The 16,453-nt window shown below is 70.7% G+C and carries 17 protein-coding genes; 9 read left to right on the top strand and 8 right to left on the bottom strand.

What is annotated here, in order from left to right; genetic code table 11:
- Positions 1-98 precede the first annotated feature (98 nt).
- The 4 genes from NK718_RS15140 to ruvX form a co-directional block, all read right to left on the bottom strand.
- Positions 99-1,412 carry a dihydroorotase gene (locus NK718_RS15140; RefSeq protein WP_254743896.1) on the bottom strand — a complete coding sequence of 438 codons (1,314 nt, stop codon included), beginning with the start codon at positions 1,410-1,412 and terminating at the stop codon, positions 99-101.
- A gap of 10 nt (positions 1,413-1,422) precedes the next feature.
- On the bottom strand, positions 1,423-2,376 hold the full coding sequence (locus tag NK718_RS15135) for an aspartate carbamoyltransferase catalytic subunit (protein WP_254743894.1): 954 nt from the start codon (positions 2,374-2,376) through the stop codon (positions 1,423-1,425).
- 89 nt (positions 2,377-2,465) lie between these two features.
- Complete coding sequence (locus tag NK718_RS15130) at positions 2,466-3,392, bottom strand: AEC family transporter (RefSeq protein WP_254743892.1); 927 nt, start codon at positions 3,390-3,392, stop codon at positions 2,466-2,468.
- 53 nt (positions 3,393-3,445) lie between these two features.
- Positions 3,446-3,991, bottom strand: a complete 546-nt coding sequence (ruvX, locus tag NK718_RS15125) for a Holliday junction resolvase RuvX (RefSeq protein ID WP_254743890.1) — start codon at positions 3,989-3,991, stop codon at positions 3,446-3,448.
- Between the two features lie 104 nt (positions 3,992-4,095).
- On the opposite strand from ruvX, the gene NK718_RS15120 reads away from it, so the two are divergent.
- From NK718_RS15120 to NK718_RS15095, 6 genes are all read left to right on the top strand, one after another.
- Complete coding sequence (locus tag NK718_RS15120; protein WP_254743888.1) at positions 4,096-4,800, top strand: metal-dependent hydrolase; 705 nt, start codon at positions 4,096-4,098, stop codon at positions 4,798-4,800.
- A gap of 104 nt (positions 4,801-4,904) precedes the next feature.
- Positions 4,905-5,192 (top strand): Asp-tRNA(Asn)/Glu-tRNA(Gln) amidotransferase subunit GatC, encoded by a 288-nt coding sequence (gene gatC, locus NK718_RS15115; protein WP_254743887.1) that lies wholly within the window; start codon positions 4,905-4,907, stop codon positions 5,190-5,192.
- The gene (gatA, locus tag NK718_RS15110) at positions 5,192-6,673 is read left to right on the top strand and encodes an Asp-tRNA(Asn)/Glu-tRNA(Gln) amidotransferase subunit GatA (RefSeq protein WP_254743886.1); all 1,482 of its coding nucleotides are present in this window, start codon (positions 5,192-5,194) and stop codon (positions 6,671-6,673) included. Before gatC ends, gatA begins: the two co-directional genes overlap by 1 nt.
- A 51-nt stretch (positions 6,674-6,724) precedes the next feature.
- Complete coding sequence (locus tag NK718_RS15105) at positions 6,725-7,036, top strand: hypothetical protein (protein ID WP_254743885.1); 312 nt, start codon at positions 6,725-6,727, stop codon at positions 7,034-7,036.
- A gap of 86 nt (positions 7,037-7,122) precedes the next feature.
- Positions 7,123-8,595, top strand: coding sequence for an Asp-tRNA(Asn)/Glu-tRNA(Gln) amidotransferase subunit GatB (gatB, locus tag NK718_RS15100; RefSeq protein WP_254743884.1), 1,473 nt, complete (start codon positions 7,123-7,125; stop codon positions 8,593-8,595).
- An 8-nt stretch (positions 8,596-8,603) separates the two neighbouring features.
- On the top strand, positions 8,604-9,098 hold the full coding sequence (locus tag NK718_RS15095) for a GNAT family N-acetyltransferase (protein WP_254743883.1): 495 nt from the start codon (positions 8,604-8,606) through the stop codon (positions 9,096-9,098).
- A gap of 3 nt (positions 9,099-9,101) precedes the next feature.
- Here the strand turns inward: NK718_RS15095 and NK718_RS15090 are convergent, their stop codons facing one another.
- From NK718_RS15090 to NK718_RS15075, 4 genes are all read right to left on the bottom strand, one after another.
- Positions 9,102-9,767 (bottom strand): DUF2238 domain-containing protein, encoded by a 666-nt coding sequence (locus NK718_RS15090; RefSeq protein ID WP_254743881.1) that lies wholly within the window; start codon positions 9,765-9,767, stop codon positions 9,102-9,104.
- A complete protein-coding gene (locus tag NK718_RS15085; protein ID WP_254744092.1) occupies positions 9,752-10,267 on the bottom strand; it encodes a DedA family protein in 516 nt (171 codons plus the stop codon). The genes NK718_RS15090 and NK718_RS15085 overlap by 16 nt, the downstream gene beginning before the upstream one ends.
- 45 nt (positions 10,268-10,312) lie before the next feature.
- Positions 10,313-11,479, bottom strand: coding sequence for an iron-containing alcohol dehydrogenase (locus tag NK718_RS15080; protein ID WP_254743879.1), 1,167 nt, complete (start codon positions 11,477-11,479; stop codon positions 10,313-10,315).
- 71 nt (positions 11,480-11,550) lie between these two features.
- The gene (locus NK718_RS15075) at positions 11,551-12,411 is read right to left on the bottom strand and encodes an EamA family transporter (RefSeq protein ID WP_254743877.1); all 861 of its coding nucleotides are present in this window, start codon (positions 12,409-12,411) and stop codon (positions 11,551-11,553) included.
- A 170-nt stretch (positions 12,412-12,581) separates the two neighbouring features.
- On the opposite strand from NK718_RS15075, the gene NK718_RS15070 reads away from it, so the two are divergent.
- The 3 genes from NK718_RS15070 to NK718_RS15060 all read left to right on the top strand — a co-directional run bounded on the left by NK718_RS15070 (position 12,582) and on the right by NK718_RS15060 (position 16,217).
- Positions 12,582-13,961 carry a glutamine synthetase family protein gene (locus NK718_RS15070; RefSeq protein ID WP_254743875.1) on the top strand — a complete coding sequence of 460 codons (1,380 nt, stop codon included), beginning with the start codon at positions 12,582-12,584 and terminating at the stop codon, positions 13,959-13,961.
- A 12-nt stretch (positions 13,962-13,973) separates the two neighbouring features.
- On the top strand, positions 13,974-15,383 hold the full coding sequence (locus NK718_RS15065; RefSeq protein ID WP_254743873.1) for an aldehyde dehydrogenase family protein: 1,410 nt from the start codon (positions 13,974-13,976) through the stop codon (positions 15,381-15,383).
- A 138-nt stretch (positions 15,384-15,521) separates the two neighbouring features.
- On the top strand, positions 15,522-16,217 hold the full coding sequence (locus NK718_RS15060) for a glutathione S-transferase N-terminal domain-containing protein (protein ID WP_254743871.1): 696 nt from the start codon (positions 15,522-15,524) through the stop codon (positions 16,215-16,217).
- Positions 16,218-16,453: the final 236 nt, after the last annotated feature.

Genomic DNA, 16,453 nt, shown 5'->3' with positions numbered 1-16,453 from the left:
TGCCGTTCGACAGTGCTGCGCCGCGCGCGTCCGCGTCAAGCCGACGCGACCCGCGCAGGCGCCGCAACCGTCTCGAAACGTGGAGAAAACGGCGCGGATCAGTCGCGCTGGTAGACGATCGCGCCGCCGACAATCGTGACGTGTACCCGGCCCTGCAGCCGCGCCCCGTCGAACGGCGTGTTCTTGGAGCGCGAGTGCAGGTCGGCGGGGTCCTGCACGAAGGGTTCGTCGGGGTCGAAGACGATGAGGTCGGCCGGCGCGCCGCGCGCCAGCCGCCCCTGCGGCAGGCCGAGGATTTCGGCCGGGCGCGTCGTCATGGCGCGCAGCAGGGCGGCCAGCCCGATCTCGCCGGAATGGACGAGGCGCAGCCCCACCGCCAGCATGGTCTCCAGCCCGATCGCGCCGTCGGCGCACTCGGCGAAGGGCTGGCGCTTGGTCTCGACGTCCTGCGGGTTGTGGTCGGAGACGATGACGTCGATCAGCCCGTCCGACAGCGCCTCGACGACGGCGATGCGGTCGTCCTCGTGGCGCAGCGGCGGCGACAGCTTCAGGAAGGTGCGGTAGGGGCCGATGTCGTTCTCGTTCAGCGCCAGCGAGTTGATCGAGACGCCGCAGGTCACGTCCAGCCCGTCGGACTTGGCGCGGGCCATGATGGCGACGCTGTCGGCGCAGCTCACCATGGCGGCGTGGTAGCGGCCGCCGGTCAGCCGCACGAGGCGCAGGTCGCGCTCCAGCATCAGCGTTTCCGCCTCGCGCGGGATGCCGTGCAGGCCGAGGCGGGAGGCGAGCTCGCCCTCGTTCATCACGCCGTCGCCGACGAGGTCGGGATCCTCGCAGTGGTGGACGATCAGCGCGCCGAAGTCGCGGGCGTAGGTCAGCGCCCGGCGCATCACCTGGGCGTTGGTCACGGAACGCGCGCCGTCGGTCAGGAACGCCGCGCCGGCCTCGCGCAGCAGGCCGATCTCGGTCATCTCGCGCCCGGCGAGCCCCTTGGTGAGGGCGGCCGCCGGGATCATGCGGACGATCGCCGTGTCGCGGGCGCGGCGGTTGAGGTAGTCGACCACGGCCGGCTCGTCGACCGGCGGGTTGGTGTCGGGCATGCAGACGACGGTGGTGACGCCGCCGGCGGCGGCGGCGCGGCTGGCGCTGGCCAGCGTCTCGCGGTGCTCCGCGCCCGGCTCGCCGACGAAGGCGCGCATGTCGATCAGGCCCGGCGCGACCACCTCGCCCCGGCAGTCCAGCACGGTCGCGCCCTCCGGCCGCGCGGCGCGCAGGGCGGCCCCGAAATCGGCGATCAGGCCGTCCTCGACCAGCAGGTCGCCGAACTCCTCCCTGCCGGTCGCGGGATCGACGAGGCGCGCGTTGGCGAGCAGCAGCTTGCGGGCGGGCGCGGGCGTGGGGCGCGTCGTCATCGGTCCGCTCTCACTGGTTCGGCAGATGGCTGGCCAGCGCCTCGAGCACGGCCATGCGCACGGCGACGCCCATCTCGACCTGCTCGCGGATCAGCGACTGCGCCCCGTCGGCGATATCGGAGGCGATCTCGACGCCGCGGTTCATCGGGCCGGGGTGCATCACCAGCGCGTCCGGCCGCGCGCAGGCCAGCTTCTCGGCGTCGAGGCCGAAGAAATGGAAATATTCCTTCGTCGAGGGCACGAAGGAGCCGTTCATGCGCTCGCGCTGCAGGCGCAGCATCATCACGATGTCGGCCCCGTCGAGGCCCTTGCGCATGTCGGTGAACACCTCGACGCCCATGCGCTCCAGTCCCGCCGGCAGCAGCGTCGAGGGGCCGATGGCGCGCACCTCCGCGCCGAGCGCGTTGAGCAGGATGATGTTGGAGCGCGCCACGCGCGAATGCAGGATGTCGCCGCAGATGGCCACCACGAGGCCGTGAATCGTGCCCTTGTTGCGGCGGATGGTCAGCGCGTCGAGCAGCGCCTGGGTCGGGTGCTCGTGCGCGCCGTCGCCGGCGTTGATGACCGAGCAGTCGACCTTGCGCGCCAGCAGGTGGACCGCTCCGGCGGCGTGATGGCGCACGACGATCAGGTCCGGCCGCATGGCGTTCAGCGTCATCGCCGTGTCGATCAGCGTCTCGCCCTTCTTCATCGAGGACGAGGCGACCGACATGTTCATGACGTCCGCGCCGAGGCGCTTGCCGGCCAGCTCGAACGAGGACTGGGTGCGCGTCGAGGCCTCGAAGAACAGGTTGATCTGCGTGCGCCCGCGCAGCGTCGCCTTCTTCTTCTCCACCTGCCGCGACACCTCGACGGCCTCGTCGGCCATGTCGAGCAGGGTGGTGATATCGCGCGCCGACAGGCCCTCGATCCCCAGCAGGTGGCGATGGGGAAAGCGCGGCGGGGTCGAGGATGCGGGCTGCATGAGCCAGATGCGTTAACGGGAATCGCCCCGGCCGGCAAGGGCGGGCGCGGGGCCGGAAACAGGCCGCGAAGCTCCCGCGCCGGCGACGCCTACGCCAGCAGCGCGATGGCGAGGGGCATGGTCGCCATGGCGGCGAGCGTCTGGACGGTGATGATTTCGGCCATCAGCGGCGCGTCGCCCCCCATCTGGCGGGCCAGCACGTAGGAGGCGCTGGCGGTCGGCACGGCGGTGCAGATCACGGTGACGGCCACGCCCGCTCCGGTGACGCCGAGCAGCCGCGCCAGCGAGGCGGCGACGAGCGGCATCACAACGAGCTTCAGCGCCATCGAGACGGTGAGCGCCGCGCTCGGGCGGCGCAGGCGCGACAGGTCGAGCCCGGAGCCGACCACCAGCAGCCCGGCCGGCAGCGAGGCCCGGCCCAGGATTTCCGCCCACGACCACACCGCCCGGGGCAGCGGCAGCCCGGTGAGGTTGAGCGCCAGCCCGAGGGCGCAGGACCAGATGAACGGGTTGCGCGCCAGGGTCAGCGCGAACTCCGAGGCCGACAGCCGCGCCGGTGCCGCGTAGCGCGACAGCACCAGCACGGAAATGACGTTGAGCAGCGGAATCATCGCCGCGATGGCCACCGCGCACAAAGTCGCGCCGATATTGCCGTAGAGCGCGCCGGCGAGCGCGAGCGCGACGAAGGTGTTCCAGCGCGTCGCGCCCTGGAACACCGAGGTGAAGGAGGGCCCGGAGACGCCGAGCCTGTCCTCCATCGGCTTGCGCAGCACCAGCAGCAGCGCCGACACGGCGAGGATGGCGAGGACCAGCGCGCCGCCCACCCCGAACAGCGGCGCGGAGGCGAGGTCGGCGCGCGCCAGCGTCTCCGCCACCAGCGCCGGGAAGAGGATGTAGTAGGTGACGCGCTCGAAGCCGCGCCACTGGCCTTCGTCGATGACGCGCGCCGTGCGCGTCGCCCACCCGGTGGCGAGCAGCAGGAAGACGGGGATCAGGCTTTGCAGCACGGCTTGCATGGCGGGGTTCCGGTCGGCGGGGCGACGGGGGGAGGGGGCCGACGAAGAGCGGTCTAGGCTTCGCGTCCGGGGTGGTCGCGTCCGGGGTCGTCGCGCAGGTCGTCCGCCTCGCGCGCCTCGTCGCGGGCGCGGCGCATCCCGGCGATACGGTCGAGCAGGCCTTGGAGGATGTAGGCGGCGGCGAGCTTGTCAACGAGCTCGGCGCGGCGCGCCCGCGAGGCGTCGGCGTCGAGCAGCGTGCGGGTGACGGCGACGGTCGACAGGCGCTCGTCCCAGAACAGGATGGGCAGCGGCGTCAGGCCGGCGAGGTTGCGGGCAAAGGCGCGCGTGCTCTGCGCGCGCGGCCCTTCCGAGCCGTCCATGTTGAGCGGCAGCCCCAGCACGAGCGCGGCGACGCCGTGCCGGTCGGCCAGCTTCAGCACGGCTTCGGCGTCGGCGCGGAACTTGACGCGCCTGATCGTCTCGAGCGGCGAGGCGATGCGGCGCTCGACATCCGTGAGCGCAAGGCCGATGGTCTTCGTGCCGAGGTCGAGCCCCATCAGCCGCGCGCCGCGCGGCAGGGCTTCGATCTCGTCGAGGGTGAGGGTGGGCGCGGCCATGGCGTCGCGTAGCACGGACGCGGGCGCGAATAAATGCGGGGCTTCACCCCGGCCCCCGCGCCGCCCTAAAAAGAAAGCCCGACGGTTCCACACAGGAGACCCAGATGCAGATTACCTGGTTCGGGCACTCGGCGTTCCGGCTCGATTTCGCGGACAAGGCCGTGCTGATCGACCCCTTCTTCACCGGCAATCCGGGTTTCGGCGGTAGCCGCGAGGCGGCTGTCCGGGGCCTCACGCATATCCTCGTCACCCACGGCCACGGCGACCATGTCGGCGACACCGCCGCCATTTCGGCCGAGACCGGCGCGACGGTCGTCACCAATTACGATTTGTGCATGTGGCTCGCCTCGCAGGGCGTGAAGAATTTCAGCCCGATGAACACGGGCGGCACCATCGACGCCGGCGGCTTCCACGTGTCGCTGGTGCGCGCCGACCACTCCGCCGGCATGGGCGACGCGGGCGTCTCGGTTCCGCTCGGCAGCCCGAACGGGATCATCGTGCGCGCCCCGGGAGAGCCGACCGTCTACCATATGGGCGACACGGACATCTTCGGCGACATGGCGCTGATCAACGAGATCTATCAGCCCAAGATCGGCATGGTGCCGATCGGCGACCGCTTCACCATGGGCGCGCGCACGGCGGCCATGGCGGTGAAGCGCTTCTTCCGCTTCGAGGCGGTGTTGCCCTGCCACTACGGCACGTTCCCGATCATCGATGCGGACGCCTCCGCCTTCCAGGCCGAGATGGCCGGCTCCACCACCCGCGTCGTCGTGCCCGAGAAGGGCGACCCGGTGCCGTTCGGGGGCTGAGCGCCCCGCCGCGCGGCGCGTCCGGGCCTGTTGCGGCTGCGAAGCGCGCGGTGCTAGAACGCAGCGCCGCGGCGCAGCCGCGGCGTTTGCGCCATGAGGAATCCATGTCCGTCGACCAGGCGACCGTCCGTCGCATCGCGCATCTCGCGCGCATCGCCGTCACAGACGAGGAGGTGCCGCACCTCCAGGGCGAACTCAACGCCATCCTTGCCTTCGTCGAGCAACTCGCGGAGGTGGACGTCACCGGCGTCGAGCCCATGACCTCGGTGACGCCGATGATGATGAAGAAGCGGCAGGACGAGGTGACGGACGGCGGCTACGCCGAAATCATCGTCGGCAACGCCCCGCTGACCGAAGACCATTATTTCGTCGTGCCAAAGGTCGTCGAGTGATGAGCGATCTCACCAACCTCACCCTCGCCGAGGCCCGCGACGCGCTGGTCCGGCGCGAGACCTCGGCGACCGACATCGCCAAGGCCTTCCTCGCCGCCATGGAGAAGGCCCGGCCGCTCAACGCCTACGTGCTGGAGACGCCCGAGCAGGCGCTCGCCATGGCCGCCCAGTCCGACGAGCGCCTGGCGCGCGGCGAGGCCCGCCCGCTGGAGGGCATCGCGCTCGGCGTGAAGGACCTCTACGCGACCAAGGGCGTTCGCACGACGGCCTCGTCGAAGATCCTCGCCAATTTCGTGCCGGGCTACGAATCGACGGTCACCTCGCAGCTCTGGCGCGACGGCGCGGTGATGCTGGGCAAGCTCAACAACGACGAGTTCGCCATGGGCTCGTCGAACGAGACCTCCGCCTTCGGCCCGGTGCAGTCGCCCTGGCGGCGCGAGGGCTCGAACGCCGCGCTGGTGCCCGGCGGCTCCTCCGGCGGCTCCTCGGCGGCCGTGGCGGCGCGCCTTTGCCTGGGCGCGACGGCGACCGACACGGGCGGCTCCATCCGCCAGCCGGCCGCCTTCACCGGCACCGTCGGCATCAAGCCCACCTATGGGCGCTGCTCGCGCTGGGGCATCGTGGCGTTCGCCTCGTCGCTGGACCAGGCGGGGCCGATCGCCCGCACGGTTCGCGACAACGCCATCCTGCTCCGCTCGATGGCGGGCCACGACCCGAAGGACACCACGTCCGCCGACCTGCCCGTGCCCGACTACGAGGCGGCGATCGGCCGCTCCGTGAAGGGCATGCGGATCGGCATTCCGAAGGAATACCGGCTCGCCGGCATGCCGGCCGAGATCGAGGCGCTGTGGGACAAGGGCGCGAAGTGGCTGCGCGACGCCGGGGCGGAGATCGTCGAGGTGTCGCTGCCGCACACCAAGTACGCGCTGCCGGCCTACTACATCGTCGCGCCGGCCGAGGCCTCGTCCAACCTCGCCCGCTATGACGGCGTGCGCTACGGCCTGCGCGAGCCCGGCCGCGACATCGTCGAGATGTACGAGAAGACCCGCGCGGCGGGCTTCGGGGCCGAGGTGCGCCGGCGCGTCATGATCGGCACCTACGTGCTCTCGGCCGGCTATTACGACGCCTATTACGTCCGCGCGCAGAAGATCCGCACGCTCATCAAGCGCGACTTCGAGAACGTCTACGCGCAGGGCGTCCACGCCATCCTGACCCCCGCGACGCCGTCGGCCGCCTTCGGCATCGGCGAGAAGGGCGGCGAGGATCCGGTGGAGATGTACCTCAACGACATCTTCACGGTGACGGTGAACATGGCGGGCCTGCCCGGCATCGCCGTGCCGGCGGGGCGCTCGTCCGAGGGGCTGCCGCTGGGCCTGCAGCTGATCGGCCGCGCCTTCGACGAGGAGACGCTGTTCTCGCTCTCCGAGGTCATCGAGCAGGCGGCGGGCCGGGTGGAACTGCCGCAGGCCTGGTGGGCGTGAGCCGGCGCGCGGCGGCCGCCAAGTCGCGCTGAGTATGACGGAGCGCTGACCATGCCGCCGCATTTCTGGGCCGACCTCGAGCCGTTCCGCTGGGTCATCGCGCTCGCCTTTCTCGACCCGGCCGTCATCGTCATCGGCCTGTGGATGGGCTGGACGGCGGACCAGCCCGGCAAGCTCATCCTGGCCGGCCTCGCCGCCGGCCTGGCGGGCGTGACGCTCAGCTTCGCGCTGCGCGAGGTGGGGCTGGGATGGTTCGAGGGCGGCTACGCCTTCGGCGGCGCGCACGCCTTCTTCCGCGTCGTGGCGGGCTTCGTCTGGGCGCTGGCCGGCTACACGGCGCGCAGGGTCCGGGCGCGCCGCTGATCCGCCCGGAGGGACGGCCCCCTTGACCCCGAACGTGCCACGACCCACAAGCTGACCCGACCAACGCAGGACGCGAGACCGACGCCATGAACGCACCCGCCTCACCCTCCAAGCTCATCAAGGGCGCGACCGGGGATTGGGAAGTCGTGATCGGCATGGAGATCCACGCCCAGGTCACCTCGAAGTCAAAGCTGTTCTCCGGCGCGTCGACGACGTTCGGGGCCGAGCCCAACGCGAACGTGTCGCTGGTCGACGCGGCGATGCCGGGCATGCTGCCGGTCATCAACGAGGAATGCGTCAAGCAGGCGGTGCGCAGCGGGCTCGGCCTGAAGGCACGGATCAACCTGCGCTCGACCTTCGACCGCAAGAACTATTTCTACCCGGACCTGCCGCAGGGCTACCAGATCAGCCAGTACAAGAGCCCCATCGTCGGGGAGGGCGAGGTGCTGGTCGACCTGCCCGAGAGCGGCGGCCAGATCCGCGTCGGCATCGAGCGGCTGCACCTGGAGCAGGACGCCGGCAAGTCGCTGCACGACCAGCATCCCACCATGAGCTTCGTGGACCTGAACCGCTCGGGCGTGGCCCTGATGGAGATCGTCTCCAAGCCGGACCTGCGCTCCTCCGAGGAGGCGCGCGCCTACGTCACCAAGCTGCGCACCATCCTGCGCTACCTCGGCACGTGCGACGGCAACATGGAGGAGGGCTCGCTGCGCGCCGACGTCAACGTCTCGGTGCGCCGGCCCGGCGAGCCGCTGGGCACGCGCTGCGAGATCAAGAACGTGAACTCGATCCGCTTCATCGGGCAGGCCATCGAGCACGAGGCGCGCCGGCAGATCGGCATCATCGAGGACGGCGGCGTCATCGAGCAGGAGACGCGCCTGTTCGACCCCGGCAAGGGCGAGACGCGCTCGATGCGCTCGAAGGAGGAGGCGCACGACTACCGCTACTTCCCGGACCCGGACCTGCTGCCGCTGGAGTTCGACCAGGCCTTCGTCGACGCGCTCGCGGCCGACCTGCCCGAACTGCCCGACGAGAAGAAGGCGCGCTTCATCGCCGACTACGGCGTCACGCCCTACGACGCCTCGGTGCTCGTGGCCGAGCGCGCCAGCGCCGACTTCTACGAGGCCGTGGCCAAGGGCCGTGACGGCAAGGCGGCGGCGAACTGGGTGATCAACGAGCTGTTCGGCCGCCTCAACAAAGAAGGCAAGGACGTGGCGACGTCGCCGGTGTCGGCGGCGCAGCTCGGCGCCATCGTCGACCTGATCGGCGAAGGCGTGATCTCCGGCAAGATCGCCAAGGACCTGTTCGAGATCGTCTGGTCCGAGGGCGGCGATCCGCGCCAGATCGTCGAGAGCCGCGGCATGAAGCAGGTGACGGACACCGGCGCCATCGAGGCCGCCATCGACGCCGTCATCGCCGCCAATCCGGACAAGGTCGAGCAGGCCAAGGCCAAGCCGACCATGATCGGCTGGTTCGTCGGGCAGGTGATGAAGCAGACGGGCGGCAAGGCCAACCCGCAGGCCGTCAACGACATGCTGAAGGCCAAGCTCGGCATCTGAGGCGCGTTATGACGCTTCTCGTCCGCCCCGCGCGCGCCGCCGACCTGCCGGCCGTGCGCGCCGTGCTGGTCGAGACGTGGCACGACACCTACGACACGCTCTTTGGCGCTGAGAGCGTGACGGCGATCACCGACGACTGGCATTCGCCGGCCAACCTCGCCGCCGAACTCGACCGGGCCGGGCATCGCTTCCTCGTCGCCGAGCGGGACGGCGTCATCGTCGGCACCGGCTCGGCCACCGACCGGGGCGACGGGCTCGTCTGGCTGGACCGGCTCTACGTCGCGCCGGCCGTGCAGCGCGCCGGAGCCGGCGCGGCCCTTCTCGATGCGCTCGCCGGCGCCTTCCCGCAGGCGGACCGCTGGCAGCTCGAGGTCGAGGCGCGCAACGAAAAGGGGCTCGCCTTCTACCTGCGCCACGGCTTCGCCGACACCGGCGAGAGGGGCGGTTCGCACGGCCCGTGCGCCCGATCCGTCATCCTGGAGCGCCGGCGCGCCGGTGCGTGAGCCTCAGCGTCCCTCGACGCGGGCGATGGACCTGTCGTGCGCCCGCCCCATCAGGGTTACGGCGGCCAGCGCGCCGACCAGCGCGAACAGCATGTCGGACTGCGTGTCCCACGGGTCGCCCTGCGTGCCGAGGAAGTCGGTGGCGGCGGTGCCGGTCGCCAGCGCCACCCACCACTCGATGATTTCGTAGAACGCGCTGAACGCCAGCGGGCAGGCGACCGCCATGACCGGCACGAACAGGCTGCGCGGGGTCTGCCGGAACGGCGACCAGCGCAGCAGAATCTCGCGCGTCAGCAGCGCCGGCACGAAGCCCTGCGCCAGATGCCCGAGCTTGTCGAAATTGTTGCGCGTCCAGCCGAAGGCGTGCGCGGCCCAGTCGCCGAGCGGCACGCGGGCATAGGTGTAGTGCCCGCCGGTCAGCAGGATGAGCGCGTGCAGGAAGATAAAGACGAGCAGCAGGTTCGAGAGCCGCCAGCGCGGCCAGGCCAGTGCGAGCGCGGGCAGGGCGAGCAGCGCCGGCAGGGTTTCCAGCCACCACGTCAGCCGGTCGTACGCCCCGACATAGGATACCGGCGTCGCCAGCAGAAACAGGACGGCGAGGACGGCCGGAAAGGCCGCGGAGGGCCGGCGCTGGGTGGCGTCCGGCCCGGGCGTCAGTTCATCAGCCATTCCACCCCGAGCGCCCCAGAGCCCAGCGTCGTCGCGCCCCACACGGCGGCGGAGCTCCAGTTGGCGAGCTGGAAATGCGCGCGGTTCATCTCGCACGCGCCGGCCGCCAGCGGCACGGCGGCGCGCAGCGGGCCGAAGAAGCGGCCGAGGAACACGCCCGCGACGCCCCATTTCTCGAAGAATCGGTGCCCGCGCGGCAGCAGGTCCGGATAGCGGGAGAGCGGCCACATCCGCCCGATCTGCGCGTGGTAGTGGTAGCCCAGCCAGTACGACACCCAGTCGCCCAGCGCCGCGCCCAGCGCCGCCGCCAGCCAGAGCGGCCAGAACGAGATGCCGCTCGCCCCCACCAGCGCGCCGACGCCCCACAGGATGACGGTGGCTGGCAGCAGCAGCGCGATGAAGGCGAGCGATTCCCCGAACGCCAGGATGAAGACGATCGGCGCGGCCCACGCCTCATGCGCCCGGATGAACTCGACGACCGGGACGGCGAAGTCGGGCAGGGTCACGTGCGCTCCGGGTTCCGCGGCGGGGTTGCTGCCTCTCAGTTAAGCGCTGCGCAGCCGTCCTTCCAGCGCCGCGAGGAAAATCGCGCGCGCGCCGGCCTCGTCGAGCGGCACGGGGTTGCCGCCCGCCGTCGGGTCCTTGGGCGCGGCCGCCGCGACCTCGTCGACGCGCGAGCCGTCGACGCCGAGGCCCGCCAGCGTGTGTGGCACGCCGATTTCCCGGCGCAGCTCCAGCACGTAGGCCATGAAGTCGTCGAAGCTCGACCCGACGCCGAGATAGGCGGCGACGCGGCCGATGCGCTCCTCGATGGCCGGCCGGTTGAACTCCAGCACGTAGGGCATGAACACGGCGTTGGTCATGCCGTGATGGGTGTCGTAGAGCGCGCCGACGGGGTGGGACAGCGAGTGGATCGCCCCCAGCGCCTTCTGGAACGCCGTCGCGCCCATCGCCGCCGCGGACATCATGTCCGCCCGCGCGGCGATGTCGCCGCCGTCCTTCACGGCGCGGGCCAGGCTCTGCCGGACGAGGCGCATGCCCTCCACCGCGATGCCGTCCGCCATCGGGTGGTAGAACGGCCCGCAATAGGCCTCCAGGCAATGGGCGAAGGCGTCCATGCCGGTGCCGGCGGTGATGACGGGCGGCATGCCCACCGTCAGCTCGGGGTCGCAGATCGTGACCTTCGGCATCATCAGCGGATGGAAGATCACCTTCTTGGTGTGGGTGGCCTCGTCGGTGATGACGCCGGCGCGCCCCACCTCGGAGCCGGTGCCCGCTGTGGTGGGCACGGCGACGATCGGCGCAATGCCGGAGGGGTCGGCGCGCGTCCACCAGTCGCCGATGTCCTCGAAGTCCCACATCGGCCGCGTCTGGCCCGCCATGAAGGCGATCACCTTGCCTACGTCGAGCGGGGAGCCGCCGCCGAAGGCGATGACGCCGTCATGCTTGCCCTCGCGCAGCATCTTGACGCCCGCCTCGACGTTGGCGGCGACGGGGTTGGGCCGCACGTCCGAGAACACGGCGCAGGGCAGGCCCGCCGCCTTCAGCGACGCGACCGCCGAGGCGATCATCGGCATCGCCGCGAGGCGGGGGTCGGTGACCAGCAGCGGGCGGGACATGCCGGCGCTCGCCACGTGCTGCGGCAGCTCCGCGATGCGGCCCGCGCCGAAGCGGACGGTGGTGGGGTAGTTCCAGTTGCCGCGAAGTTCCATGGCCAGGTCCCGTCGAGAAAAACGCCGCACAGGCTTAGATCATGCGGCCGCAAAGAGGAAATCGGTTTTGCTCATCCGAGCCGGATCAGCACGAGCCCGGCGAGGATCAGCGCCACCGCGACGCCGCGCCGCCTGATGAACGGCTCGCCCAGCACGAACACCGCGATCAGCGCCGCGAACAGAACGCTCGTCTCGCGCAGCGCCGCCACCAGCGCGATGGGCGCGACCGTCATCGCCCAGATGGCGATCCAGTACGACCCCATGGACAGCGCGCCGCCGGCGACGCCGTTGGGCAGGTAGGCGAGAATCGGCTTGAGCCCCGCCAGCCCCTTGCGCCACAGCGCGAAGAGGACCAGCGGCAGGCCGTCGAGCACGAACAGCAGCGCCGTGTAGGCGTGCGGGTTGCGGGCGGCGCGCGCGCCGAGACCGTCGACGAGCGTGTAGCCGCAGATGATCGTCGCGGTGAGCAGCGCGAAGGCGACGGCGACGGGGTCGAACGCCGAGCCGGGGCGTCGCCCGGTGACCGACATCACGATGATGCCGCCGCCGAGCACGACGATGCCTGCCAGCACCTGCGGCGACAGGGCTTCGCCCAGCAGCAGCAGCGAGAGGCTGGCGGTGAGCAGCGGCGCGGTGCCGCGCGCGATGGGGTAGATCTGCCCCATGTCGGCGCGCCGGTAGGCCTCGGTCAGCGCCAGGTAATAGAGCAGGTGCAGCACGGTCGAGGCCGCCAGCCACGGCATCGATTCCGCGTTGGGCAGGCCGAACACCAGCAGCAGCGGGATCGCCGCCAGCCCCGAGCACCCGGCGATCAGCGTCATCGCCAGGAAGGGTTCCAGCCGCACCTTCAGGAAGGCGTTCCACCCCGCGTGCATGGCCGCCGCCGACAGCACGGCCGCGAACACGAGCGGACTCATCTCGGTAGGGGGCATGCTGACGTCGCTGGCTGCGGAATCGGTGCGGCGGGACTGTCACATTGCGACAGGCGCGGCGTCCGTGACAACACGCCCGCGTGCCGGGGCGGCGATCCGGGCGCGTTGCGGGCCCCGATCAATGAGACTACCGTTCCGCCCGCGATGGAAGGCGAGGGAGAGGGGCTGTCGTGACCGAAGGGCGTAATGTCAGGATCCGGAGCGCCGAGGAGGCGCACCGTTTCGTCAACGGGCGGCAGCTCGACTACGTGAAGGTAGGCGTCACCGACATCGACGGCGTGCTGCGCGGCAAGTACCTGTCGCGCGAGAAGTTCCTCTCGGCGATGGAGAAGGGCTTCGGGTTCTGCGACGTCATCGTCGGCTGGGATTCGAACGACCAGCTCTACGACAACGTGTCCTACACCGGCTGGCACACAGCCTATCCAGACGCGCCGGTGCGTATCCTGCCGGATACCGGGCGGGGCATGCCGCTCGAGGACGGCATGCCGTTTTTCCTGTGCGAGCTGGCCGGCGGGGCGGAGGCGATCTGCCCGCGCGCGCTGCTGCGCCGCGCCGTGGGCCGCGCCGCCGACATGGGCTTCGACGTCTCGGCGGCGGTGGAGTACGAGTTCTTCCTGTTCGACGAAACGCCCGACTCCGTGCGCCAGAAGGGCTATCGCGACCTCAAGCCGATGACGCCGGGCTTCTTCGGCTATTCGGTGCTGCGCTCCTCGGTCCACGCCGAATTCTACCGCGACCTGCTGTCGCTGTGCCGCGACATGGACATGCCCATCGAGGGCCTGCACACCGAGACCGGACCGGGCGTGCTGGAAGCCGCCATCGGCGTCGATTCGGCGCTGGCCGCCGCCGACAAGGCGGTGCTGTTCAAGACCTTCACCAAGGTGCTTGCGCAGCGGCGCGGGCTGATGGCCACGTTCATGGCCAAGTGGTCGCGCGACTGGCCCGGCCAGAGCGGCCACATCCATCTCTCGCTGCGCGACCGCCAGAGCGGCAAGCCCGCCTTCCACGACGCCGCCGAGGAGCACGGCATCAGCCGCGCGATGCGCCACTTCATCGGCGGCCAGCAGCGCCTGCTGCCGCAGGTGCTGGCGATGATCGCCTCCACCGTGAATTCCTATTCGCGGCTCATCCCCGGCTTCTGGGCGCCGACCAGCGCCACCTGGGGCATCGAGAACCGCACCACCGCGCTTCGCGCCATCCCGGGAAGCCCGAGCGCCCAGCGCGTCGAGTTCCGCCTCGCCGCCGCCGACGCCAACCCCTACATCGCCATGGCCGCCGCGCTGGCGAGCGGATTGTGGGGCATCGAGAACGGCGTCGAGCCGGAGCCGCCGGTGAAGGGCAACGCCTACGACCAGCCCGCCACGCCGGGCCTGGAACTGCCGCGCACGCTATGGGAGGCTGCGCAGGCGCTGAAGGGCTCCGAGGCGGCGCGCACGTTGTTCGGCGACGCCTTCATCGAGCACTTCGCCGCCACCCGCGAGTGGGAGGAGCGCGAGTTCCGCAAGCACATCACCGATTGGGAACTGGCGCGGTATTTCGAGATCATCTGAAGGACGAGCATCATGACTTCGCAGGGGGATCGCCGCGAGGCGGTCCAGCACACCGTTTCGCCTGTCGACGGCTCGGTTTACGTCGAGCGGCCTCTCGCCTCCGACGCCGCCATCGCCGCCGCCCTGGCGGACGCGCGCGCCGCCCAGAAGGCCTGGCGCGCCGAGAGCGTGGAGGCGCGCGCGCGGCTGCTCACCGCCTTCGTCGACGCCTTCGTCGCGAAGCGCGACGACATCGCGCGCGAACTGACGTGGCAGATGGGCCGGCCGCTGCGCTACACGCCGGGCGAGGTGCGCGGGTTCGAGGAGCGCGCGCGGCACATGATCGCCATCGCGCCGGCCGCGCTGGCGGATCTCGGCGTTGAGCCGAAGGAAGGCTTCACGCGCTTCATCCGCCGCGTTCCGCTGGGGACCGTGCTCGTCGTCGCGCCGTGGAACTACCCTTACCTTACCGCCGTCAACGCGGTGGTGCCGGCGCTGATGGCGGGTAACGCCGTGCTGTTGAAGCACTCGCACCAGACGCCGCTCTGCGCCGAGCGCTTCGAGCAGGCCGGCCGGGAGGCCGGGCTGCCGGACGGCCTCCTGCGCGCGCTGCACATGAGCCACGACGCCACCACGCGGGTCATCGCCGAACTCGGCGTCGACCATGTCGCCTTCACCGGCTCGGTGCCGGGCGGCGCGGCCGTGGAGCGCGCGGCGGCGGGCCGCTTCATCTCGGTGGGCCTGGAGCTCGGCGGCAAGGACCCCGCCTATGTGCGCGCCGACGCCGACCTCGACCACGCGGTCGAGAACCTCGTCGACGGGGCGTTCTTCAACTCGGGCCAATCCTGCTGCGGCATCGAGCGCATCTATGTCCACGCCTCGCTCTACGACCGTTTCGTCGAGGGCGCGGCGGCGCTGACGCGCGGCTATGTGCTGGGCGACCCGACCGACGCCGAAACGACGCTCGGCCCGATGGTGCGGACCTCGGCGGCCGACTTCGTGCGCGGCCAGATCGACGAGGCGGTGCGGCAAGGCGCCCGCGCGCTCATCGACGAGGCGGCGTTCCCGCGCTCGCGCGCCGGCACGCCCTATCTCGCCCCGCAGATCCTCGTCGGCGTCGACCATCGCATGCGCATCATGCGCGAGGAGACGTTCGGACCCGCCGTCGGCATCATGAAGGTGGGATCGGACGAGGAAGCCATCGCGCTGATGAACGATTCCGAGTTCGGCCTCACCGCTGCGATCTGGAGCCGCGATGCGCAGGCGGCCGAGGCGATCGGCGACCGCCTGGAGACGGGCACGGTGTTCCTCAACCGCTGCGACTACCTCGACCCGGCGCTGGCGTGGACGGGCGTCAAGCATTCGGGGCGCGGGGCGACGCTGTCGAGGCTCGGCTACGAGCACCTGACGCGGCCGAAGTCGTTCCATTTCCGCAACCCGTGACGGGGAGCGGCCGGCGGAGGGTTTCGCTGGCCGCGCATCCCCCCTGCGTCGAAGCCGGGTTCGCCCGCGCGCCTCAGCGCCCTAAATCAACCCGATCGCTCGGGCGTGGCCGGCCGGCCCGCCGCACGGAGACAGAAGATGGCCCCCATCGAACTGCACTACTGGCCGACTCCCAACGGGTTCAAGATCAGCATCATGCTGGAGGAGTGCGGGCTCCCCTACACGTTGAACATGGTGAATATCGGCAAGGGCGAGCAGTTTCGCCCCGAATTCCTGGCGATTTCGCCCAACAATCGCATGCCGGCCATCGTCGATCCCGACGGCCCGGGCGGCCAGCCGATCTCGGTGTTCGAGTCCGGCGCCATCCTGCAATATCTCGGGCGCAAGACGGGCAAGTTCTACCCCACCGACGAACGCGCGCGCGTCGCGGTGGACGAGTGGCTGTTCTGGCAAATGGGAGGGCTGGGCCCGATGGCCGGGCAGGCCAATCATTTCCGGCTCTACGCGCCGGAGAAGGTGCCCTACGCCATCAAGCGTTATACCGACGAGGTGAACCGGCTCTACGGCGTGATGAACCGGCGGCTCGCCGACCACGAGTATCTGGCGGGCGAGTATTCCATCGCCGACATGGCCTGCGTCGGCTGGGCGCGCGGCTGGGAGCGCCAGGGCCAGGACATCGAGGAATTCCCGCATTTCAAGCGCTGGCTGGAGGCCGTGCAGGCCCGCCCGGCGGTGCAGCGCGGACTTGAGGTGGGCGCGGCCGAGCGGGCGAAGCAGAATATCGCCACCGACAAGGCGGCGCAGGCCGTGCTGTTCAACCAGCGCGCACGCTGACCGCGAATCGCGCGAACGCCCCGTCTTGCCCGTTCCGGCGCAAGCCGAATCGCGCGACGTGATGAACAGTGTCTCAACGCCATCCGGACGGCGCGACGTGCTCCGTCCGGATTTTTTCTTTTTACGCCAGAGCGTTAGCTGAAATCGCCGAGGCCGGGGCGCGGGGCGGCGGCGCGCCGGCCGCCGTCGGGGCATTAAAGAGCGTTTTAGACAAATTGGGCTGCAATCGGCCTGTC

This window comes from Alsobacter ponti, assembly GCF_024294805.1.
Classification (GTDB): Bacteria; Pseudomonadota; Alphaproteobacteria; order Rhizobiales; family Beijerinckiaceae; genus Alsobacter; species Alsobacter ponti.
Note: the sequence above shows the minus strand (reverse complement) of the source record. Positions and strands in the feature narration are given on the sequence as shown.